The organism is Pseudomonas saponiphila (assembly GCF_900105185.1).
GTDB lineage: Bacteria > Pseudomonadota > Gammaproteobacteria > Pseudomonadales > Pseudomonadaceae > Aquipseudomonas > Aquipseudomonas saponiphila.
The window spans coordinates 146,003-167,230 of the sequence record NZ_FNTJ01000003.1; the positions used below are offsets into that span (position 1 = coordinate 146,003).

At 59.0% G+C, this 21,228-nt stretch carries 24 protein-coding genes; 10 read left to right on the forward strand and 14 right to left on the reverse strand.

From position 1 onward, the window contains the following. Positions 1-80: 80 nt before the first annotated feature. From istB to BLV47_RS35950, 3 genes are read right to left on the reverse strand one after another with little or no spacing between them, the layout of a single operon-like run. Complete coding sequence (gene istB / locus BLV47_RS33175) at positions 81-830, reverse strand: IS21-like element IS1474 family helper ATPase IstB (RefSeq protein ID WP_062838242.1); 750 nt, start codon at positions 828-830, stop codon at positions 81-83. Beyond that, positions 718-2,403, reverse strand: a complete 1,686-nt coding sequence (gene istA / locus BLV47_RS33180) for an IS21 family transposase (protein WP_062838241.1) — start codon at positions 2,401-2,403, stop codon at positions 718-720. Before istA ends, istB begins: the two co-directional genes overlap by 113 nt. A gap of 41 nt (positions 2,404-2,444) precedes the next feature. After that, positions 2,445-2,870: a hypothetical protein gene (locus tag BLV47_RS35950; protein ID WP_143038349.1), complete on the reverse strand. Its 426-nt coding sequence runs from the start codon at positions 2,868-2,870 to the stop codon at positions 2,445-2,447. Between the two features lie 160 nt (positions 2,871-3,030). On the opposite strand from BLV47_RS35950, the gene BLV47_RS33190 reads away from it, so the two are divergent. Then, on the forward strand, positions 3,031-3,924 hold the full coding sequence (locus BLV47_RS33190; protein WP_092320704.1) for a hypothetical protein: 894 nt from the start codon (positions 3,031-3,033) through the stop codon (positions 3,922-3,924). Between the two features lie 371 nt (positions 3,925-4,295). On the opposite strand, the gene BLV47_RS33195 is transcribed toward BLV47_RS33190, so the two are convergent. Continuing rightward, a complete protein-coding gene (locus tag BLV47_RS33195; protein WP_092320705.1) occupies positions 4,296-5,369 on the reverse strand; it encodes a sunset domain-containing protein in 1,074 nt (357 codons plus the stop codon). A 155-nt stretch (positions 5,370-5,524) separates the two neighbouring features. Here BLV47_RS33195 and BLV47_RS33200 point away from each other — a divergent pair, with 155 nt between their 5' ends. From BLV47_RS33200 to BLV47_RS35955, 7 genes are all read left to right on the forward strand, one after another. Further along, positions 5,525-8,209 (forward strand): PD-(D/E)XK nuclease family protein, encoded by a 2,685-nt coding sequence (locus BLV47_RS33200; RefSeq protein WP_092320706.1) that lies wholly within the window; start codon positions 5,525-5,527, stop codon positions 8,207-8,209. A gap of 68 nt (positions 8,210-8,277) precedes the next feature. After that, positions 8,278-11,616, forward strand: coding sequence for a UvrD-helicase domain-containing protein (locus BLV47_RS33205; RefSeq protein ID WP_208605341.1), 3,339 nt, complete (start codon positions 8,278-8,280; stop codon positions 11,614-11,616). 99 nt (positions 11,617-11,715) lie between these two features. Next, positions 11,716-12,024: a hypothetical protein gene (locus BLV47_RS33210; protein ID WP_208605342.1), complete on the forward strand. Its 309-nt coding sequence runs from the start codon at positions 11,716-11,718 to the stop codon at positions 12,022-12,024. Next, positions 12,021-12,284, forward strand: a complete 264-nt coding sequence (locus BLV47_RS33215) for a hypothetical protein (protein WP_092320707.1) — start codon at positions 12,021-12,023, stop codon at positions 12,282-12,284. The genes BLV47_RS33210 and BLV47_RS33215 overlap by 4 nt, the downstream gene beginning before the upstream one ends. 12 nt (positions 12,285-12,296) lie before the next feature. After that, the gene (locus BLV47_RS33220) at positions 12,297-12,677 is read left to right on the forward strand and encodes a hypothetical protein (RefSeq protein ID WP_092320708.1); all 381 of its coding nucleotides are present in this window, start codon (positions 12,297-12,299) and stop codon (positions 12,675-12,677) included. Positions 12,678-12,693: 16 nt separating this feature from the next. Next, the gene (locus tag BLV47_RS33225; protein ID WP_092320709.1) at positions 12,694-12,900 is read left to right on the forward strand and encodes a hypothetical protein; all 207 of its coding nucleotides are present in this window, start codon (positions 12,694-12,696) and stop codon (positions 12,898-12,900) included. A gap of 14 nt (positions 12,901-12,914) precedes the next feature. After that, positions 12,915-13,166, forward strand: a complete 252-nt coding sequence (locus BLV47_RS35955) for a hypothetical protein (RefSeq protein WP_143038350.1) — start codon at positions 12,915-12,917, stop codon at positions 13,164-13,166. A 92-nt stretch (positions 13,167-13,258) separates the two neighbouring features. Here the strand turns inward: BLV47_RS35955 and BLV47_RS33230 are convergent, their stop codons facing one another. Beyond that, on the reverse strand, positions 13,259-13,783 hold the full coding sequence (locus tag BLV47_RS33230; protein WP_092320710.1) for a hypothetical protein: 525 nt from the start codon (positions 13,781-13,783) through the stop codon (positions 13,259-13,261). Positions 13,784-13,960: 177 nt separating this feature from the next. Between BLV47_RS33230 and BLV47_RS33235 the strand changes: the two genes are divergently transcribed. Further along, complete coding sequence (locus BLV47_RS33235; protein WP_244168999.1) at positions 13,961-14,227, forward strand: hypothetical protein; 267 nt, start codon at positions 13,961-13,963, stop codon at positions 14,225-14,227. 276 nt (positions 14,228-14,503) lie between these two features. Here the strand turns inward: BLV47_RS33235 and BLV47_RS33240 are convergent, their stop codons facing one another. The 7 genes from BLV47_RS33240 to BLV47_RS33270 form a co-directional block, all read right to left on the reverse strand. After that, positions 14,504-14,890 (reverse strand): hypothetical protein, encoded by a 387-nt coding sequence (locus BLV47_RS33240; RefSeq protein ID WP_143038351.1) that lies wholly within the window; start codon positions 14,888-14,890, stop codon positions 14,504-14,506. A gap of 89 nt (positions 14,891-14,979) precedes the next feature. Next, positions 14,980-15,159, reverse strand: a complete 180-nt coding sequence (locus BLV47_RS33245; RefSeq protein WP_092320712.1) for a hypothetical protein — start codon at positions 15,157-15,159, stop codon at positions 14,980-14,982. 88 nt (positions 15,160-15,247) lie between these two features. Further along, positions 15,248-15,760: a hypothetical protein gene (locus BLV47_RS33250; protein WP_092320713.1), complete on the reverse strand. Its 513-nt coding sequence runs from the start codon at positions 15,758-15,760 to the stop codon at positions 15,248-15,250. Then, a complete protein-coding gene (locus tag BLV47_RS33255; protein ID WP_092320714.1) occupies positions 15,757-15,963 on the reverse strand; it encodes a hypothetical protein in 207 nt (68 codons plus the stop codon). The genes BLV47_RS33250 and BLV47_RS33255 overlap by 4 nt, the downstream gene beginning before the upstream one ends. Then, a complete protein-coding gene (locus BLV47_RS33260; protein WP_092320715.1) occupies positions 15,960-16,667 on the reverse strand; it encodes a cyclic nucleotide-binding domain-containing protein in 708 nt (235 codons plus the stop codon). Before BLV47_RS33260 ends, BLV47_RS33255 begins: the two co-directional genes overlap by 4 nt. After that, positions 16,664-17,077 (reverse strand): hypothetical protein, encoded by a 414-nt coding sequence (locus BLV47_RS33265; protein WP_092320716.1) that lies wholly within the window; start codon positions 17,075-17,077, stop codon positions 16,664-16,666. Before BLV47_RS33265 ends, BLV47_RS33260 begins: the two co-directional genes overlap by 4 nt. A 141-nt stretch (positions 17,078-17,218) precedes the next feature. Then, complete coding sequence (locus tag BLV47_RS33270; RefSeq protein ID WP_092320717.1) at positions 17,219-18,241, reverse strand: hypothetical protein; 1,023 nt, start codon at positions 18,239-18,241, stop codon at positions 17,219-17,221. 132 nt (positions 18,242-18,373) lie between these two features. Between BLV47_RS33270 and BLV47_RS33275 the strand changes: the two genes are divergently transcribed. Next, positions 18,374-18,742 carry a PilZ domain-containing protein gene (locus BLV47_RS33275; protein WP_092320718.1) on the forward strand — a complete coding sequence of 123 codons (369 nt, stop codon included), beginning with the start codon at positions 18,374-18,376 and terminating at the stop codon, positions 18,740-18,742. 102 nt (positions 18,743-18,844) lie between these two features. Here BLV47_RS33275 and BLV47_RS33280 read toward each other — a convergent pair whose 3' ends face one another. Continuing rightward, the gene (locus tag BLV47_RS33280; protein WP_092320719.1) at positions 18,845-20,104 is read right to left on the reverse strand and encodes an insulinase family protein; all 1,260 of its coding nucleotides are present in this window, start codon (positions 20,102-20,104) and stop codon (positions 18,845-18,847) included. Then, entirely contained in the window at positions 20,101-21,228 is a 1,128-nt protein-coding gene (locus tag BLV47_RS33285; protein ID WP_092320720.1) for a hypothetical protein, read from the reverse strand. The genes BLV47_RS33280 and BLV47_RS33285 overlap by 4 nt, the downstream gene beginning before the upstream one ends.

Consider the following 21,228-nt stretch of genomic DNA (forward strand, 5'->3'; position numbering starts at 1 on the left):
GAACGTGACCGAGCGTTTCGCTAATACGTGACCGGTGCTTCCACCCCGGTTGCGCGGGTTCTGGATTGTAATCGCATCGGTCACGATGCGGCTTGTTCCTCGGCTTTTTTTCGGCGCAGCGACTCGCCTTTCATCGTCAGCCGGTAGGCGTTGTGCACCAGGCGGTCGAGGATGGCATCGGCCAGGGTCGGGTCGTTGATCCAGCCGTGCCAGTGCTCGATGGGCAGTTGGCTCGTCAGGATGGTGGAGCGGCTGCCAGCGCGGTCGTCGATCACCTCCAGCAGGTCATGCCGGGCTCCTTCCTCCAGCGGGGCTAGCGCCCAGTCGTCCAGCACCAGGACGTCGACCTTTGCCAGCTGTTGCAGGGTACGGCCGAAGCTGCCGTCGCCATGAGCGATGCGCAGTTGTTCCAGCAGGCGCGGGGTGCGCAGGTACAGGGTGCTATAGCCCTGGCGGCAGGCCTGGTTGCCCAGGGCGCAGGCCAGCCAGGTTTTGCCGGCACCGGTCGGGCCGGTCAGCAGCAGGTTGTGCTGCTGGCGGATCCAGTCGCCACTGGCCAGGGTGGCGATCAGACGCTCGTCCAGGGCGCGTCCGGTGCGGCGGTCGAGATCTTCCAGGCAGGCGTTGGCGTACTTGAGCTTGGCCTTCTTGCGCAGCCGTACCAGGCGCTGGTTGTCACGCCAGGCCAGTTCGCGGTCGAGCAGTAGGCCGAGGCGTTCATCGAAGCTCAGGCTGTGGCTGGCCGGCAGCGTCCATTGCTCTTCCAGGGCGCGGGCCATGCCGTCCAGGCGTAGCTGGTGCAGTTGATTCAGGGTGTGTTGCGGCATCATCGAACAGCTCCTGTTGCGGGGGTTGGTAGTAGTCGGCGCCACGGACGTTCTCGTGGTCGCCGGGTAAGGTCGTTTCGGCGGCACGCTGGGGCAGCGGCTGTTGATCCAGGCCTTGCTGGAGCAGGTTGCGCACGCTGCGCCCGGTGAAGGCGCGCAGGTGTACGGCACGTTCGGCAGCGGCTTCCAGGCGTGCATTGCCATAGCGCCGGGCCAGCGAGAGCAGGCCGAGGCAGGCGCGGTAGCCCATCTCCGGGTGCGGCTTGTGGGTCAGTTGGTGATCGATCAGTTGGCGCGTGTAGGGGCCGATCCGCGCGCCCCAGTCGAGCAGGCGTTGTGGCGTCCATTCGCGATGCGCCTGGTGCGCCGCGGGCATGTGCTCGCGCTGGGTACTGTAAGCGCCGCGTCGCCCCAGCAGCAGGTGGCTGGCCACCCGCCGGTTGCCATGCAGCACTTCCAGGGTGTGTGCCGTCAGTCGCACGTCCACGTTCTGCCGGGCCAGGGCGGAGGGCACGCTGTAGAAGCTGCCATTGACCTCGATGTGGTAGTCGATGCTGACCTTGCAGCGCTTGAAGGTGGCGACCTCGTAGGGATGCACCGGCAGCGCTCGCAAGGCCGGGCGATCCAGGCGCTCGAACCAGTCGCGCCGGCAGCCATCGAGCCGCTTGAACGGGCGCCGATTCAGATCCTCCAGCAGCTCGGCGATGGCCTGGTTAAGCGCATGCAGGCTGAAGAACTGCCGATGGCGCAGCCGCGCCATGATCCAGCGCTCGACCACCTGCACCGCCACCTCGGCCTTGGCCTTGTCCTGAGGCTTGCGTGGCCGTGCCGGCAGGATCACCGTCTGGTAATGACGCGCGCACTCCAGCGTGGCCCGGTTCAGGCCCGGCTCGTAGCGATCCGGCTGGGCGACCAGGGCGCGCGGATTGTCCGGCACAACCATTTCCGGCACGCCGCCAAAGTAGGTCAGAGCCTGGCCCAGCGAGGTCAGCCAGTCCACCTGGGTTTCGCCTGGCGTCGCGCAGGCATAGGTGTAATTCGAGGCGCCCAGGGCGGCGACGAAGATGTGCGCCCGGCGCACTTCGCCGGTGGCCGGGTCGACCACCGGCAGCGTCGGCCCGGCATAGTCGATGAATAGCTTCTCGCCCGCACGGTGCAGCTGACGCATCGAACGTTTGAGCGTCTGGGCGTAGCGCCGGTAGTGCTCGACGAACTGGGTGTAGCGGTAGGTCGGCTGGCCCGCATGCGCGGCGAGATATTCCTCCCACAGCAGCTGCAAGGTCACGCCCTTGCGTCGCAACTCGCGGTGGATGCTCAGCACATCGGGCAGCACTCGCTCACCGCGCGGCTTGTTCGTCGACGTCGGTGCAAACAAGGCGGCCGCCAGCGCGGCCTCGTCCATGGCCACCAGCGCCGGCCAGTCCAGCCCGGCCACCCGCGCCGCCGCGATGTACTTGCTAACCACGCCCTTGGACAGCTGCAAGGCACGGGCAATCTTCTCGTGGGACAAGCCGGCCTCAAACTTGAGGCGCAGACATTCTTTGATGTTTCGCATGGCTACTCGCGGCGCCGCCATCTTCCTCTCCCGAAATCGGTCGAGGATGGCGGCGCATCAGGTCATGCGCAACGAAGGGGAAGGCTTTCGCTAAGTCGTGACCGGCGATTTCGGTAAGCCGTGACCACCTGTTTCGGAACAGGCGGAGAATCGGTCACGTTGCTACCGAAATGAGCGGTCACGATCAACCGAAACGGCCGGTCACGGTGCTCCGAAATCCGCACCAGGCCTTCATGGTGAAGGATGTGATTGTTCGCAGAAGCCAGTATTCCTTCTTCCTCAACGCGCAGCAGCGCCTCGTAGGCAAAGGGCTCAGATTCACCCTCTGGCCCAACCTTGAAGATCGGCTGATACACCAACCGGAACTCTGGAATACGACCGACACCAAGCGCATAGGTGCGCGTGGACGGCATTGCCGGCGAATTCATAACCACCTCATTGATCAATACAGCATGGCATTTCCCTAATAACGCCCGGCTGGCGTCCATTTTGGGGTGACATTTGAAATATGCCGATGACCGGTAGGTTCTTGTATAGGCCCGCGCTAGAGCCTCGGGGCGGCCATCAGGCCGGGGTGTTTCAAGAGGCTGAGTTCGGAGTGAAGACAGCGGCGTCGCTGTTAAAATGCGGGGGCACAAGGAGGAACCAATGAATCCATATCTCAAGCTTGCACTTGCCGGAAGTATTGCCCTGACAGTTCAGGGGTGCGCCATGATTCCGCCTATCCCGATTCCGAGCGAAGTAGGGGTCGATCACAAAGGCCTCTACTACTCCTATTACGAGCCACTCGGCGGTACCGTCAAGTTTGCCAATACCCAACCGCTGGATCTGAGCGGGCTCAAAACTGACACTGAGAAAGCGAGAGCCGTACTGGGCTTTCCCAGCATGGAAGACTGGCCCCCGATGACGTTTACCGCTGCCATGCCCAGAAACGCAGGAAAGGCCGAGGCAGAACGCATCCGGAATAGCAAATACGGGCACCCAAGTAATGGTCAGAGTGAGGGCGTAGCCGATGGCGCGATCACAGCGGGCCTGGCTGATGCAGCCCCCGGCGCTGCTGTAGGCGCGGTTGCTGTGCTGAACACCGATACCTCTGGCTTTCACGACGCACGCGTATCGATATCTCACATCCTTTGCTTCAAGCCTGCTGAGCAACTCTCGAAGGAAGATGCTCTGAAGGCGTGCTGGGATGACTACGACAAGAACGTAACGACGGCTTTTGAGCTGATCGAGCCCCGTAGCGACAGCTTCTGGAGGCACTCATACCGGATCAAGGTGCCCGTAGATGGAAGGACGGCGCTGATCACTGATCGGTATCGCGCCCAGTACGCACCTGGTTATGCGCCAGTCGAGATGGGGGGATTCAAGGCCCACACGTTCAGGATTGAAATGATCATCTGGCCTGACCCGAAAAGCTCGTACAAGGTTGATGACCTGGCCCTGCTGCTGGGCAAGACCAAGCCCGACTCTCTGGTCTACCTGCTGTCTGCGAAGGGTGATCCCCGAGAGCGTGAAGGCCTGGAGCCTATCGGCGTGTTCTAAACACGAAAGCCCCGCAATCCGGGGCTTTCTTTTGTCGGCTGGTTTGCATCAGGTCGCACTCGTGGTCAGCACGGTTCCCAGGTGCTGGCGAACGAACCGAAAGAGCGATGCTCCGGCATGGAGTCAAACACAACCGGCTCCACTGGTATTGCGGGCATTTCCTCCAAGGGAGTTGCAGTTTCCTGAGACATGGCCGGCTGCGTGCTGGCGGCTCTCACAGATCTGCATCGGCCTCTCGGTAGTTTGTCATCAGGGCCTAGTTTCGCGGCCCATTCTCGGAATGCAACGTCCTGCCCCTTGCGGCTGCGGCCGTGACTCTGGGTAGTGTTCTTGTGCATGGAGTCTCTCGGTAACTGGGTTTCACAACAGATTCAGCGGCAATTGCCCGCAAGGCGATATCCAGCGGCAGTTGCTTCTGAGGCCGAGCTGAATTCGACAATGTTCTTGGCGCTGATACGTCCGTAAGAAGGGCAGTCTGGGCGATGGTAGATCTTGGAGTTGCTGTTCCCTCGAACCCCACCTGTGCCAGCGACGGCTTCTTGTTGCTGCGGGGCGGCCTTGGCCAGCGATGGGGCCGAAGACATTGCCGGGAGCATGGCGGTTGGCTGAGGGGTGCTGATGTTCGCCGCAGACTTGCCCATAGCCAGGTACACGGGGGCATGGTCAGAGACATGCTTGCGACTTTTTTCATGGTTCCAGCCGATCATCTTCGGGTAGTTCACGATGCCGGCCTTGTTGCGAGCATAGGCACTGCTGTTGGAAACCCAGATGTTGTCGTAAAGGTTGGCGAAACGCCCGTCCTTACCCGATAGCGTGCTGGCTCCGCTGGTAATCAGCGGTCGCGCATACTGCTTGAGCGGCCCCCATGCAGGATGGTTTGGGGCCAGGTTGAAGTCACCGACCATGATCAACTCGGTACCGGGGTAGATTTCCCCAAGCCACGTCCAGTAGTCGGCCAGGGCTTTGATCTCCGGAGTTCGGTCTTCAACGCCTTTGCCATAAAGAATGTGGACGGTGGCCAAGGCAAAGATCGAGTTGTCACTCAGCGCCCGGAAGCGTGCCGAGTAGGGCTCACGGATGAACTTGTCTCCCCGGTCCATGTAGACCACTGCGCCATCCTCGTAGGCAACCTTCGATTCGCGGTAGAGGAAGGCATACATCTCTTTGTACGAGCGGGAGCCGATCAGATGACTCTCCAGCCGGCCCCACGCTTCGCCGGTGCGCGTTTCGAGGGCTGTTTCGAACCGATCCAGGCCGTCTTCGTTCATCACCTCCTGGAGGGCGATGATGTCGAACTTCCCGGCAACGGCGGACAGCGCCTCATAGGAGTGCTGCTTACCAAGCCGTTTCACATTCCAGGAGCCGAGAGTGATATCGGCGGCGAGAGCCGATCCAGATAGAAGCAGAGTGAGTGCAGTTACAAAAGCAGTGATTCCGTGGCGCATAAAACCTCCTTTGACATGACCACATGATAACGGAGTGATGCCTGTGCCAAGGCCAAAGAGAGGTCGTGAAGTTGCGGGTGTGAAATCAAGTCAGGGCGGCCTGGTGGCACGCATGTCGGTCGTTACGATGAGCCCATACATCGAGAGGACTCATCATGGATTTCAACCGTCAAATCACCAGCCTGGAAGAGGGGACTGTCGTTCTCACTTCGACCGAGCGCGTCGCTCGCTTTCTGCGCATGCAGCTGGCCGCAGCTGAAGCTGGCAGCGGCAAGAAGGCTTGGTTCAGCAAGGCTGTCATCAAGACTGTCACTTCGTGGATTGAGCAGACCTGGCTTGATCTGATGCCTGATGAGCAACTGCTGTTCCCGGTGCAGGAGCTGGCGGTGACCAAGGCCGTCACTGATAGCTCGGGCTTGCTGCCCGAAACCATGATTTCCTCCACGAGCACGGCGCGGAAGGCCAATCAGGCGTTTGCTCTGGCCAAGAAGTACGGCATCACCATGGATCGCGAGCTATTCCTCTTCAAGAGTGAGTACGAGGCGTTCTTCCAGTGGCAGGAGATGATCGAGGCGCGCTGCAAAGAGCGTGGCTGGGTCTACCGCGCCCACCTTCCTGAACTCCTTCTGGAGGCGATTCAGCGCGGCGAGGTAACCCTGCCGAAGCGGGTTCTGATCGTCGGCCTTCTTCAGGTGAACCCTGCTGAGCAAGCCATCCTCGATGCTATGGAGTCGATGGGCTGTGTGGTTGAGCACGCCGACCATGCATTCGAGCCTGCTGTGCCGGCGCTTGTCCGGGCGCACAGTCAGGATGATGAATATGCGGCGGTGGCCAATTGGGTCGCCGAGACCCTTGCAACCTATGCAGATGAACCGCTGGCGGCCCCGACCATGGCCATCCTCGTGCCTGACGTACGCAAGTACGGCCCGCCTCTGATGGATGCGCTGGGCCTGATTGCATGTCCTACTGCGTTCCTGCCTACCGCCGACCATCAAGAGGTCAAAACTCTGTGGGACATTTCGAGCGGTGCTTCGCTCGGCTCTCGGCCGGTTGTTCGTTGTGCTCTGGACCTTCTCTCGATCACCCCGAATGAGGCTGACATCGAGGTGTTCTCCCGAGTCCTGCGCAGCCGCTGGATTTATGCGCCCGATGCTGAGGCTGCCGACCGTGCAGTGATGGACGTATGGCTGCGCGAAAATCTGGGCTTGTCGATGGGTGGCACTGACTTCCTGCGGGCACTCGGTGCGTGCCAGAAAGCTTCCGTCCCGTCGTTCCGCGAGCGCTTCGGTGAACTGATGGCTCGCCGCGTCAGCGACGACTCCAAGCTGCCGTCTGCCTGGGCGGAGGAATTCGCAGAATCCCTCACGCTCATGGGCTGGCCGGGCATGGGCGACCTGGACAGCGCCAACTTCCAGACCATGAAGGCTTGGGATGAGGTGCTGGTGCTGTATCGCACCCTCGACGCCCAGCTGGGCAAGATCACCTATCAGCGTGCGTACATGTGGCTTCGCGAGGTCGTTGATACCCGCCAATTCCAGCCGCGCATCTCGCACGTAGCTCCTGTGTCGATCATGTCTTACGAAGAGGCGATTGGCCTTCACTGGGAGAAAGTGTGGGTGCTTGGCGCATCCAATGCTGTGCTCCCTGTGCCGGCAAGCCCGACCCCCTTCATTCCGACGCCGCTCCAGATTGCTGCCGGCATTCCGGAGGCAAGCGGGGAACTGGCCCTTGAGCGGGGCCGCCTTGTGGTCGACGCAGTGCTCCGAGTCGGGGACGAGATTGTGGTTTCGTGCCCGATGGTGGGAGACAAAGGCGTGACTGTCGGCCATTGCGACCTCTTTGGTTGCTGGCCGGAGGCGGGCGACAAAGTGGAAGGACGCGGCGCTCTCATCGAGAGCCTGGCTGGCACCTTGGATCGAAGCGTGGTCGTGCCTGAAGTCGTCCCGCCAGTTAGCGACGAAGAGAAAACGATGCTCAAAGGCGGCGTGGGGATCTTCAAGGACTATGCCGAAGCGCCTTTCTACAGCTTCGCCAAGCATCGCCTGGGCGTCACCGAATTTCCGCTGCCTGTGGTCGGCCTTGACCCGCGCATTCAGGGCACGATGGTTCACCTCATTCTGGAGCTGTTCTGGACTGACGTTCGAACCTCTGAAGCCCTGAAGGCAATGACAGAAGATGAGCTGTTCGAGAAGGTGGTTCAGGTCATTGAACTGGCCTCTGAGCGACTGCTCAACAAGCTGATCTGGCGCTATGGCAAGCGAATCATCCGCCTGGAGCAGAACCGCCTCACCACGCTGACCATCGATTGGCTGGAGCTGGAGAAGACCCGTGAGTACGAGTTCGAAGTCCTCGGCTTCGAGGAAAAGCACGAAATCGTAGTGGGGGAAGTACCGGTCACCGTGAAGATCGACCGCCGCGACCGTGTGTTCTTCGATAAGGACAAAACCAAGTTCGCTGATGTGGTGCTCGACTACAAAACCGGGTCGGTCATCCGCTTCAAAGGCCTGAATGCTCAAAGCCTCACTGAGCCTCAGCTTCCGATCTATGCAACCCAGATCGACTTCAAAGTAGTCGCTGGCATTGAAATCAGCGGGGTAGCTCTGGCTCAGGTGAATTCCGCTGCACTGGGCTTCCATGTCCGCTCGGACTTCGCCTCTCAACTGTGCCCATCCAAGGGGCAAAAGTCAGGGGTCGACAATCCGGTTGCATGGGCGCAGCAAACCGAGGCTTGGGATACGGCTCTTCAGGAGATGGCTGCTGGCTTCATGGCGGGGAATGCCGTCATCGAATCAGGTAAGCATCCGATGGGCTACGAGTTCATTGCCCCTCTCACTCGATGACCCTTGCCGGCGCACCTACTGGCACGCCGGCCCGTCGTTAGACTGGGTACATCAACTGGAGAACACCCATGAACGCATTTGCAGGCCACCTCAGTCTTGAACCAATCCTGGCCGCCGTAGCTGCCAGCAATCCGCACGATGGCCAGGCTCGCGCCGACGCAATGGACCCGCGCCGCTCGGTGGTGTGTCTGGCTCCTGCTGGCTCTGGCAAGACGACTGAGCTGATCTACCGCATGCTGGCATGCCTTTCCGTAGCTATGCGCCCGGAAGAGGTGCTGGCAATCACCTTCACCACGTTGGCTGCCGGCGAAATCAAAGAGCGCATCATTGACGCCCTGTCGCTGGCTGCTGGCGGCGTTGAACCGCAGAGCGTTCATGAGAAGCCTCTCTATGCGCTCGGCCAGATTGTGCTCAAGCGTGACGCTGAGCTTGGCTGGAACCTGCTGGTGAACCCAGGCCGCCTGCGGATCATGACCTTCGATAGCTTCTCGGCATACCTCGCCGGTAAGACCCCGATCATGTCAGGGCTCGGCGGCGGACAGACCACGGACGACCCGCACCTGCTCTATCGCCAGGCCATTCTCGAAACTCTGGGCTCGGTCAACGATGACTCGGCTCCAGAAGAGCTGCGCGCAGCCCTTGAGGCCGTACTGGGCTTCGCAAAGAACCAGTTCGAGAAGCTTGTCCCGATGTTCAGCACCCTGCTGGCCAAGCGTGATCAGTGGGCACACGAGATCATTGGCCTGGACGTAGCCGAAATGCAGATGGCGCTAGCCCATTCCGTGGCATTCGAGCTGCAAAAGTCGCTCGGTGACCTCTCTAACGGGCACATCGATGCTCTGATCAACGTCGTAGCAGATGCTGCCAGCGAGCTGCCGGGTTTTGAGTGGGCGGCGAATGTGCCTGCCGATCGAACCTCGGAAGCCTACTGCAACTTCATCCGTGACTTCTCCAGCTTCATCCTCACCAGCGATGGGAAACTGCGTGCCACTGTGAATGCCAAGAATGGCTTCCCGGCAGGGCACTCCCTGACCAAGCGCATGAACGAGGTGCTGAAGGAGCTGAAGGGCACTGAAGAATCGACCCGCTATGCAGAGGCGCTGAACGCCATTCAATGCCTGCCTGAGGTTGAGTTCGCCGAGTTCTCGGCAGAGATGTGTGGGCACTTCACCGTGATCCTGCGCTACCTCCTGGCCAACCTGACTCTGGCCTTCGAGGACAATGCCGCTCTCGACTTCCCGGAGGTAGCTGCCCGAGCTATTCAGGCCCTGGGTGTGGGCGCAGAAATTGGCGATGCTCTTCTTGAGGAAGATCGAATCAACCACATCCTGGTCGATGAGGTTCAGGACAGTTCGCCAAACCAGTATTACCTGCTGTCCAAACTGACCGCTGACTGGTCGCATGGCGATGGCCGTTCGATCTTCTTCTGCGGGGACAAGAGCCAGTCGATCTACCTGTTTCGCAACGCGACCCCGGAGACCTTCAACGAGATCATCCGCAGCAAGCGCTTCGGCAATCTGGAGCTTGAGCTGATCAACTTGGTGGTCAACTTCCGCTCGATGCCAGCGGTCGTTGAGTGGAACAACCAGTGCTACTCGAAGGTGTTTGCCGATAGCGACATCCCATTCATCCCGTCCGTGCCTGCACGTTCTGGTGCTGGCGCTGTAACGGTTAAGCCGATCAGCACAGGCGCGCTGGGTGAGGCGGAGGCGGTAGCAGACCAGATCGACGGCCTGATCAAGGCTGACGCAGAAGCCAGCATTGCGATCCTGGTCCGCGCCCGTTCGCATATCAAACACATCCTGCCGGCCCTGAAGGCGCGCGGAATCACCGCCAGTGGCCAGAATATCGACCCTCTGAGTGAGTCGTCGCCGGTATCTGAAGTGGTCGCCCTTGTGCGCTCCCTCTGGCACCTTGCTGACCGCTCTTCGTGGTTCTGCCTCCTGCGCGCGGCATTCGTTGGGCTTTCCTGGGAGGATTGCGTAACCGTCGCACGGGGCGACCGCATTGTTCTTCACTCGCTGAAGAACCCGGCTGTTCAGGCGAAGCTCTCGCCGGAAGGTGCCATTCGAGTTGCCGCCTTCCTCAAGGCCTATGACGCCGTTACCGGCTCCAGTCGTGGTGACGACCTGTCTTGGGCAGCGAAAGCCCTCTGGGTTGGCCTGGGCGGGGCTGCATCCGTGGATAGCACCGAGCTGGATGACGTGCTGACCGTTTTCGCTCTGCTGCTGAAGCACACAGTGAACGGCTGCCTGGAGAAGCCACAAGCTTTCTTCCGTGCTATCGACAGCCTGTATGCGACCCCTAAGCCGGGCCGCGTGGTGATCATGACCATCCACAACTCGAAGGGCCTGGAGTTCGATCACGTCATCATCCCTGCGCTCAACAGCCGTGGCGCTTCCGATGATGCGCCCCTGTTTTACTGGAAGCGGATCAATGACATCTTCGTTCTGGCTCCGAATCCCGGCTCTCAATGCGCGGATAACGCGCCCGAGAAACGACTCTTCAACTACCTGGGGCGCAAGGTCAAAGCCGAGATCAATGACGAGATTGCGCGCCTCGCGTATGTGATGACCACGCGGGCCAAGGTGACCTGCACGCTCTATGCGACCTACGAGAAGCTCGACGAGAAGACCGAGGCCTCCTATGCCAAGGGTTCAGTTCTGGAAAGCCTCTGGCCTGCAATCGAGGCCGATATTCGCAATGTTCAACCGGGCATCCCGCTACAGGAAGACGTTGATGTTGGCGTCCCATCTAAGGCCCGTTTGAGCCCAGGATTCAGCTTCCAATTGCCGGCTGGCGTGTTCATCCCGGCATCGGGCAATGAGCATGCGCCGAGCGAGAACGACCTGAATGACGAGGGCCGCGATGAGCAGGGCAATGATCTGTGCGCGCGACTTGAAGGTATCGTCTATCACAAAGTCGTCGAGATCATTGGCCGCGATGGTGTGGATCTGTGGAGTGTTGAAAAGGTCAGTGGCAAGCAGGCCGCCATTGCCGCCATGATGCGCCGTGAGGGCTACCCGTCCGAGTCGCTCAACGCCGGCGTACAGCGTGTAATTGCGCTGGTGGTGAATACCCTTCAGAGTGCTCACGGTCAGTGGATTCTCAAGAAGCGGGACAATGGCGGTCAGGAAGTGCAAGTCAGTGCGTATCGCGGTGGCCGCTGGGTTCACCGGATTATCGACAAGTCCTTCGTTGAAGATGGTTATTTCTGGATCGTCGACTGGAAGTCGCCGGCTCCGAAGGAAGGCGTTAGCATCGAGGCCTTCGTTGAGGCAGAAGTGAGCCGGTACAGAGCGAAGATGGAGGAATACCGTCAGGGTGTGATTGACGCTGGCGTTGACCTCCCGGTTCGCCTGGCCCTTTATTTCCCGGCAGTAGATTGCCTCCGGGAGATCGGCTAATCGAATCCCAGCATACGCCTGGCTATTCAGCCGAACGCCAGGCCCTTTTTTCGTTTGCGCGCCGCCTCAGCGTTGGCCGCGACCAGGTATAGGAAACCTATGGCAGTCCCTATTGAGTCAATTCAAGTTGGGCGCGTATTCGAGTTCAAGAACGGCCCCCGCCGGGTGGTGAAACTCTCAGAGCCACTTGGAAGTGGTTTCCAGGTCACCTGGGAGTATGCCGATGGCGTAAAGCGGAATGGTAAGCTCGGCGGTAGCCAGTGGGTGCATTACTTCAGAAGTGATGCGCGCCGGGAGTTGGATGGTAAAAGCTCTGACTCTCTGCTTGCCGAGTTCAAGGCCAGCGGCCAGGCCAGCTATGTCGAATGGCTGGAGGCTCAGCTGCGTGCCGCACGAGCTGCTAAATGATCAAGGAAATACCCATGTCGCAGCATCTTGATGAAGCCCTACTGGAAAGTGCACTGACGGCAGCCGTAGACCGGTGCATCCACATCGACTCTACCCAAGAACGTAACATTGCGATCCGAAGAGCGGCGGTTGAAGAAGGCTACCGCCTTGGGCTGGAAGAAGCTGACAAGCTCCGCGCTTTGCTCGAACGACTCCACCCTCACGTGCGCGGTTGCGATTCCGCCCTCTGGGACGAGTTCCGCGCTGCACTCAAGAGTTAGGTTGAATCACTCATGCCCCGCACCATCGAGAGCATCGTTGAAAACCACCGGGTAGCAGCAGCACGTCGCGCAGCTGGTAAGCCTGTATGGGATCGTAAAATCGACATTAAAGCGGTCTTGTATGAGGATCAGGCGAACACCTCGAACGAGCACTCGGCTCAGGTGGCTAATCGCATTGGTGCCTTATTGCGTAGCCAGGTGCCGGCCGAATGGCTGGATTGGAACTCCACCGACCAGGACGAAGAATTGACTCAAATCGTTGAGGGTATGGAAGCACTGAAGCCGGATAGTTACGAAGGCGAAGACGATTTCACTCCGCTGGACGACCTCAATAGCATGCTGGCCCAGCTCTACGACTGGGCTGACAGTAAGCGTGTTTGGCTGGGACTCTGATTAAGGGAAAAACACCATGCCCATGCTTGAACCCTGGAGTAATCACGATCAACCGGACGGCAGCATCGAGGTGCGGCGCGAAGGCGTATTGCAGTACACCCTTGTTTGGGCTCAGGCCTTCGGTCAGTGGGAGTTGCGCCGGGCTGGCGAGGCTGAAGTGATTGAGCGAGACCAGTACCGGAACGACCTGTTTTCCGCCATCCAATCTGGGCGAATCAAGTGATAGGTAATCGGATTATGGGTATCAGATTTTCCGAAGGTAACGAGCGCATTGAACTATTACGAGCGCGCTGGGCTGCTGGTGAAGCAACACCTGAAGAAATTCGCGAGGTGCGCGATTTTCTAACTTGCAGTGAGAATTCCCCTAAGAGATCGAGCAGGTTTTTTAACTCGCTTGAATTCTGGGCCCTAGTGGCGATTGGGCTCACTATCTATTTATTGATCACCGAGATCATGCCGACGTTCCGTGAATGGGCAGGACTTGCCTAGGACACGATCAATATTGGGTGCTGATGGTTGAGGGAAGGGCGACGAAAAAGGCAGCCAGATGGCTGCCTTTTTCGTTGGTTCAGGGGGGGAGGTTAGTCCTCCCGAGCGCGGATGCCCTCGATGGACAGGTACGCAGCGGAGTCCACCCCGCCGCAGTTGTTGATCAGGGCCAGCTCTTCGCATGACGAAACCAGCTCGGCGAAATCAATGTTCGGCTCTTCTGCTACCGGGTCATAGCCGACGTTGTTCAGATACCAGTTGCTCAGATAGCCCTGATCCTGACCGACGAACTCGGCACCAGAGACTACTTGCAGCCAACCATACCCGGTAAGGGAGACGATGGGGGCAGTGCTCTTCGCCACGGTCACCTGGCAGTCGAACCAGTCCTCAGCCGGGTCCGCTGCATTGGCAGACTCCACCGAAATGACGAACTCCCCAAGCACACGCTCATAGACCGGCTTGCCTGCCTTCATGGCCTGATGGAATCCATTGGCCGATGGGCTGATGGGCGTCCCGTCAACAGTCAGGCACGGGTGGATGAAGTCGCGCGTGAGGGACTTCAGGTTGAAACCTGCCTCGCGCAGGAGATTGGCGGCTTTGATCAGGTCAGCGTTCACGATGGTTCCTCTTGCTGCTGTGCGCCCTGTTGCAGGGAGTTGCTCATAGGGTGAACCAAGTATCATGGCCCGGCTGGCGTGCCAGCAGGCCCGTGAGGCAGGCTGAAAATGGCCGTTAGGATGCAACAGGTGCTCTCAGGTAAGAGCTGTTCACCATAACCAACCGAAGGAAGATGCATGAAGCTGAAAATGTTCACCCTCCTGGCAGTAGCTGCTGTTCTCGCCGGCTGCGATAAGCACGAGACTGACCTGACTGGTAAGGCATGTTTGGGGGCCAACAACGACACCGTGGTAGAATCCCATCGCGACAAGTGCTCGGCCGGTGATGTGGTAGCCACCAAGCATCCCGCCTACTTCTGCGACTTCACCTATGCGGTGACGTACAACGCAATGAATTCCGCCTTCTGCGTGTATAGAGGCGAGCGAGAAGAACGAATCCAGTGACTCCCGCACAGCCATGCCTTGGCGGCCTGGGATCAGGGGTAGAGCCTACCCCTGATCAAGTAGCCAAGCTGGCTTCTAGCCCGATGTAACCGCGGCCTGAATGAGGCGAGCTGCTTCTTCTACGGCCTCTTCGCGGGATTCGTGGTAGCCGGTGACCAAATAGCCGCACCTGCCATCAACCCAATGGCCGACGCTGGACGACTTCACGGCATAACCCTTCCGCTGGAGGGTTCTGATGTGCATTTCGCCTCCGAGTTCTGGCGATCAATTCCGCGGCTACAGCTCTTCGGCACCCGCAACAGTGAAGCCCTCTGCCGCAAGTTCCTCAATCAAGAATGCTTCAGTTGTGGGGAGATTTGCCTTGATCAGGTTGAGGCGGCGCTGGATTCGCTTTATAGCCCGGTAGTGCTCTTCGCCCTTAAACTCCCATCCGATCAGTCGCGCCAAGGCGTGTATCACCTGCTGCTCAAGCGCTTTGCGCTCTGAGCGGAAGCGTCCTATGGACGTTGGGGTGACGGGTGCAAGAGGGCCAATAAGCCGCCAGCCGCCCGTGCCAACTTGCCGGGCAGAAACGCCGGCGACGACGGCAGTAATGACCGCATCGAATTCGGCCCGATCGATTACCTTCTCCGGCTGATCGATTTTGCTTTCCGCTGATGACATCTCACAGGTCTCCATGGTCGGTAGATTCAATGTGCAGGGGAGCAGCTGCGATGGAGTGTGCGGACTTTATCGCAGCGAGCCCCCCGTGTTCACGCTTCGTGATCGAGCGCTTCTTCGAGCGACTCAACAACATCGTTGATGCTGTCTGGATCACGATGGAAATCGTTCAATAAGTCCAGGGCACCGCACTCAGTGGCTTCGGTGAAGGCCTGGCGCAATCGCATAAGGGCGGCCCGGTGTTCGGGCGACAGTTCCCGTGAATTTCCCATCTCTGTTTCCTCTCGGCTGTTTTGAGCCCGCCTGAGCGAAGCGCCAGGCGAGTTGGCAAGGTAAACGTGAGGGGAGCGTGCCGGCAGGCTATCGGACGGGGATCTTGATCGGGATGCGCTTATGGAGCGGGGTGGGGTTTGCAGCCTTCTTGGCCCGAATTGAGCGCACAGCTTCGGGCTTCAAATCTACGAGGCCCTGAAATGCCCGCTGGTCGTGATAGATCCAGACCGTCTTGTCCCGGTAGGAGATGAGTCCGACAACCTCGTGCTGTGGCCAGCGCAGCTTTGCGATGCCGATGTACAGAATGACCTGGTAATACTCCCGCGGCCGTGGCCCTCGCTTCATCAGGCGAGCCTTGTACTCACCAACAATGATCCTGGGCTTCTTCCTGTCCTCAAAAATGGCATCCGGAACACCGCCGATCCCAGAGTGGGTCAACATAATGGATTTGGACTCGCCGCCGAGGTCAGAGCCAATGAGCTTGTATCTGCCCGGCTCCAGCTTGAAGGTTCGGTGTACGCCCTTTTGAGCAGTGGTCCTGGTTGTGAGGTAGAGCGCTACCGCGATGAGGACGATAGCGATTGGAAGAAAGAGACTCATGAGAGGTACAGGTAGAGAGCAATGGCGGCCACGGTGAGGATCACATAGAGAGCTTTGCTCGGCAGCCTGCCAACACGGCTGTGATCGCGCGCCCCGATCCGTGCAGCCTTGGCGTTGTAAGGCTTGCCACCGGCCTTACAGAAGGCATCCGGATTTTCGGCGTAGAAAGACAGGTTTGTGACGCTGATACGGTCGTGCTTCATACAGGGACTTCCCCGCAATAGAGGAACTTCTTGTACCCGTCGAAGACGATGGTGCCGGCTTGCTCAAGCTCTCTGAAAGCCCTGGCACCAATGCGGCGGTTGAACACCCCCGCGTAATTCAGCAGCTGCTCCTTCGTGCAGGAAACAATGGTGCCGTTGCGACCTCTCGGGACATCTGGGTGAAGGGCCAGGGTGGTTGCCACTCGCAGCAGCCGGCTTGTCTCATTGAGCAGCAGTGAGTGTGCGGCCACCCCGTGCAGCGCGAGCAGGGTCAGCTCAGTTGCCATGATCCCAGCCTCGCTGTTCTTCACGGCATCCCTGAACTCTTTGTAGTGCTTCCCTCCCACATGCAGGAGGTGAACTTCGTTTCTCGCGGTGAAGGAAAAATCCACAGACGAATACTGGGGCTTGGTGATGATGTCCCCACGCTTCATGGCCGTCACAAACAACGGTTTCGACGAGTGTGACGCATCGATGCCGGTGACAACGACACAGCCACCCAGGACGATGAACAGATCGTCTGCGCCTGGCCGCAGCACCGTCCCAGACTTGATGGAGCATGTCTGGCCATAACTTGATGCGGTGACCAGCCAGCTGGCCCAGCTGCCCTCCAGAAGGGGGGTCTTGTTGAAGTATTCAGGTTCTGGCGTATCGAGCACCGACACATGGGCCGCAGCTGGGTCGAATTGAAGTGCACCTTTCATTTCGGCTCCTTAAGTTCGTACTGCGACTCGTATGGCTCGATCTTGACGTTGACGCTGTTCGGTAGAGTGAGAGAGATCATTGCCGCTACACCAATTGCGCTTGGCCGAATGATCAGCAGTACGTTGCGGATACGCTTCGGCCCCGGAATAAACATTCCTCGTTTCCCCTCGGAAGGCACCTCCCGAAGGATCATGTATCTGCGCCTCTCAGTCGGCATGCACAGAGGCCCGCGGACCATTGAGCCATCAGACTTCTCAAACGATTCCTTGATCAGCGCTGCGGCCGACCGAACAGCCTCGATGCGGACACCATCGATCACGACGTAGAAGCTCTTGCTCACGAAATTGCTTCGCAAGGTCTTCGTATCGGATAGGTCCCATGGGACTGTGACTTTGGCTTCGGTAAACATGCTGGCGCGCTGTGGTATTTCCCGTAATAACGGAGCGCCGGTGTCCATTTTTGGTCGATGTCACAGCAAAAGCGTTATTGGTGTGTGAGGCGGGGGCTGGGGTCATGTTGGCCCCAGCCGGGTGATTCGCAGGAAACAGCGTCAGGCGGGGATGGCTGGGCTGGTAGGAAGGGACTTGCGGAAGAGCGAACCGTATTTCATGCGGTAGACCCGCGCCTGATGAAAGAGCACCAGGTGCATCCCTCCAAAGAACCACACCAGGCCGAAAGGCGTAGCGAAAGTCAGAAGAGATGTGCTGATTATTTTGTGCAGGGTGATCGGGAATTCAGTGTCAACTACCATCCGGTTTTCTGACCCTTCATGGTAAAGGGCCACCAGAACCTTTGCGTTGGCATCAACGCCGCGGAATATCTCGCCGCTAGGCTTTGCCACCTCTAGCCAAGAGGTCACATAGAGTGGGCTGTCCTTGCTCTTGTTCAGGACATCCACTACGGAGGGAGCCACCTTGAGCACTTCTGCGTCAGGCTTGTCGCTGAACTCGAATCCCATCAGATGATCCTGCTGGCACAGGTAATCGAACCTGTCCGTATAAGTAGCGACGACCTCCTGGAGGTACTTCTGTCGCTGTTCAATCACTGCGCCTTGCAGGTTGTAGGCAAAGACAAAGTGAATCATCAGCTGGAAGGAGACGAAGGCAAACAGGAAGAAGGTGATGTGGAGGCGCATGAATGACTTGAAGCGTCGATCGAGGACGAGCCTGACCAGCAGGGTGACTGCGATCAGCGCAAGCATGAACACATCGCCACGCTGCCGCTCTCTGGATGTCATCTCATAACCGAAGGTATCGCCTAAGGCGAACAGGAGCTTGTTCCAGACATTGATCTCTTCCTGGACAAGCGCTGCGGCAAAGAGCGCAAGAAGCCAGAAGATGTTTATGTCGCGGCGGAAGTGGGCGTATATCCCGGCCCAAAGGGCTGTGAACAGAAGGAATACGCCGAAGTCTTCAAGTGCCTGGTTGACCGTAAAGCCGCTGGGGAAGGTCTCGCTGGGTATTGAGCAGAACGTGCCAACTGCCACGAAGATGCAGAGGAACAGTGGAATCTGGATCTGCCAGGGAAGTGCATGCCCTGCATATTGGATGGCGCGTTGGATGGAGTGAGTCATAGTTCTCTGATGGGCCGTGACTAGAACGCGCGAGTCTATTCGTGGTTTTTTTTGCGAGCGAGCCAAGTGGGCACCGCAAAATGTTCACTCCGATGCAGTTATTAGGAAAAACAACTGCCAAGGTAAAACCGCATGGGTCACTCTGACCGCAGACACACTCGGTACGCACTCCCCGACATCCTGTTTGTCAGTCAGGAGATCAAGCGTCTAGGAATCATCGGTTCTGTGTTGGGGTGGGGGCCTTGCCACATCAAGGACATCTCCTACGCAGGCATGCTCCTGACCACGACTAAGCGGATGACGATCGGCGACAAGATTACTGTGAAGCTGAACTTCAAGACCGGCGTTGAGCTGTTGTTCACCTGCAACGTCGTCAACGCCTCTACCGATCACGGTAGCGGTGATCTGAAGGTCGGTGTCAGTATTGTTGAGCCAGGCGGCGATACTCCTGAGGGAGCATTCCTCAGCGGCCTTGGCGATAAGTTCAAAGCGCTACCCTGAAAACAAAGAACCCGCCAAGAGGCGGGTTCTTTTTGTAAAGTCGGGCAAATGGAGCGGCACCACAGCAGGAGATAAGAGGGGGGGGTGTCTTATAGGAAAGTCCTACCCATCTGCCCGAATCGGTTTGTGACTGCGGTACAACAGGCCAAAGGCCAACAGCGCGATCAACATTCCGAACATAGTAATGACAATTTTTGGATAAGTCACTACTACCAAATAGGGGCTCCAACCCCGCGAAACAGCTGGCCTCGACTGAAATCCAACCATCCCTGAATCGTTCCGTTCAGCGGAACTCGCGATGTGTACGGCATTCTCTGCCATTTCTCGATTGCTCAGGAAGCTCGTGTCGATGGGCTTGGTCACTGCATCTGTAAAAGCCTGAACCGCGAAACTGGTCGCATTTTTTGACACTTTGGCCTGTATTGTCACTGGCAATTCACTGGTCAAACTCACCCAGCCAGCTCGATTTGACTGGTGGACGACGGCCTTGACGCTGTATGCCAGAGGTTCCTTTCTCAGTTCTGCCTGGAGCGCAAGGCGTGCCATCTCAGCAGCCTCTCGCGCCTTCGGAGCGGGCAGATCCATGCGGCCCGGTATCGCAATCAGGACTTCGAAAAGCCCAGTCTCACCCGATGCCTGCATGCCGTTCTCTTCTGGCTCAAGCGGAACAACTCCAGCCGAAAGTTTGCGCTCCGGTGGGCTGACCTCTGGTCTGGATTGGCTGATGCGGTTGAGTAGTGCAGCGCCATCGATCTCGCCCGCTGGCCCGATTGCCGACAGCGTGTAGTTTTCGACCCCGTAGAAGCTATCGAAGGCAGCCTGAATCTCCGTAGCACCAATATCCGCAACAGGCCGCGTTTCGGTACCGCAGGCCACTTGCGTGCCGGCGATATGGTCCGCTGACCACGACTCGAAGGGGTGCGGAATGCTGGTAAAGCCTTTAGCTGCTCCCAGCTCAAGCCGGATGGCCTCAACCTCTCGGGCAGCCGATGCTGCCGGCAGAGTCTTCCGGCCCAGGGTTTCCAGGATGGCCTCTTCGATCAGATCGCCCGTGCCTGGCCGCCCCTCGAACGTGAACTCGGTGAAGTCCTGGCGAGTGATCGCAGTCGCCCGCACGCCTTGAGCGGCAAGGGTGGCAATGAAGTCTGCCGGCGTTTCCCCGAACTTGGTTTCGGAAAGCACCACATGCTCAATCAGGTGAGGCAGCTCTCGTGAGCCGCAGCTATCGAGCAGGCCGTAGTCGACCTCGACGCGCACGGCTATAGGCCCAGGCCGATCAACCTCAATGAAGGAGCCGGCCACGGCCTGGCCAGCCAGTACGGCAAGAGCAGCTGCAAGCGCTGATCGACGGAACAGATTCATCCCAGGCGTGCCCCGAAAACTCGGCGCACAACATTGGTCGCGATTGTGTCCGGGGTGAGATCCATCGCCGTGTAGCGAGTGCCGCCCGCCGTGGTGTGGTAGACGAACAGCAGCTTCTGCCCCTGCTGGCCAACGTAGGTGGCAGCCTGAGTCAGCACCAGATTCAGCTCGGCCGATTCAGTGATTGTCAGGTCAATGTCGAAGCCGAACACCAGTCGCGTTTCGGCCATTCCCCACAGCTCAGCGCTGGGTTCCGCTTCGATGATCACGATATTGATGTCGCGCTGCTGGGCGAGCGTGAACCCGGCGCGCAGGCTTTCACTGTCTTTGCGCAGGCGCATGCCGTCGATGATCAGCGAGCGCCCACTGGGCGACTTATCAATCAGGGCGGAGAAGTGAGCGGCAACCAACTGCTCCAGCGTGTATTCCCGGTCAGGGAGGATGCTGATAGCCAGGGTGCTGCCCTTGGCGCGGGAGCCCAGTAGCAGGGAGCCCTGATTCTCACGCAATGCCCCGGTCAACACGGTGTGCTCGCGGGAGTAGTTGTTGATTCGGCGATCCGCGTCAGGCCGCGTCCGCACCAGAACGACCTGCAAGCCCTCACGGTTGGTGAGACAGAGTTCCTGATCGAGGTAGTGCGAGAAGGCCTCGGCATCCTGGCGGACCACGTAGGTGTGCCCGTGGTACTTCCGGCCGCACAGAATCTGGCCGCTGGCCTTGATGCCGTGGCGCTGCTCAAACTTCGAGAGCATGGCCATGTCACCGGAGTGAGGGTCAATCTGCTCGGAGCGGGCGTAGCCAACCAGGGCGTCGAAATTGGTGAAGTTGAACATGCAGGCCACCAGATCGCGCGGGGCCAGTCCTTTTGTCACGACTGGCAGGCCTGGCAGGCTCAAGTTCGTGGCCATTCGCACGAACTCGATCATCTGGTGGGCTGGATCTTTGGCCAGAATCTCAGCCGGGGTGTGGATGATGTGCAGCCCAGGCACCGGCTCACCCATCACCCCGCTGATGCTGTCGAATGAGGAATAGCCGTACGCCCGCGCAAGAATGGCATTGCCCTCTTCAGGGGTCAGCTTGAAAGCCTTGTTGGCCGTGAGTCTTGCGCGTTGCGTGTTGTACAT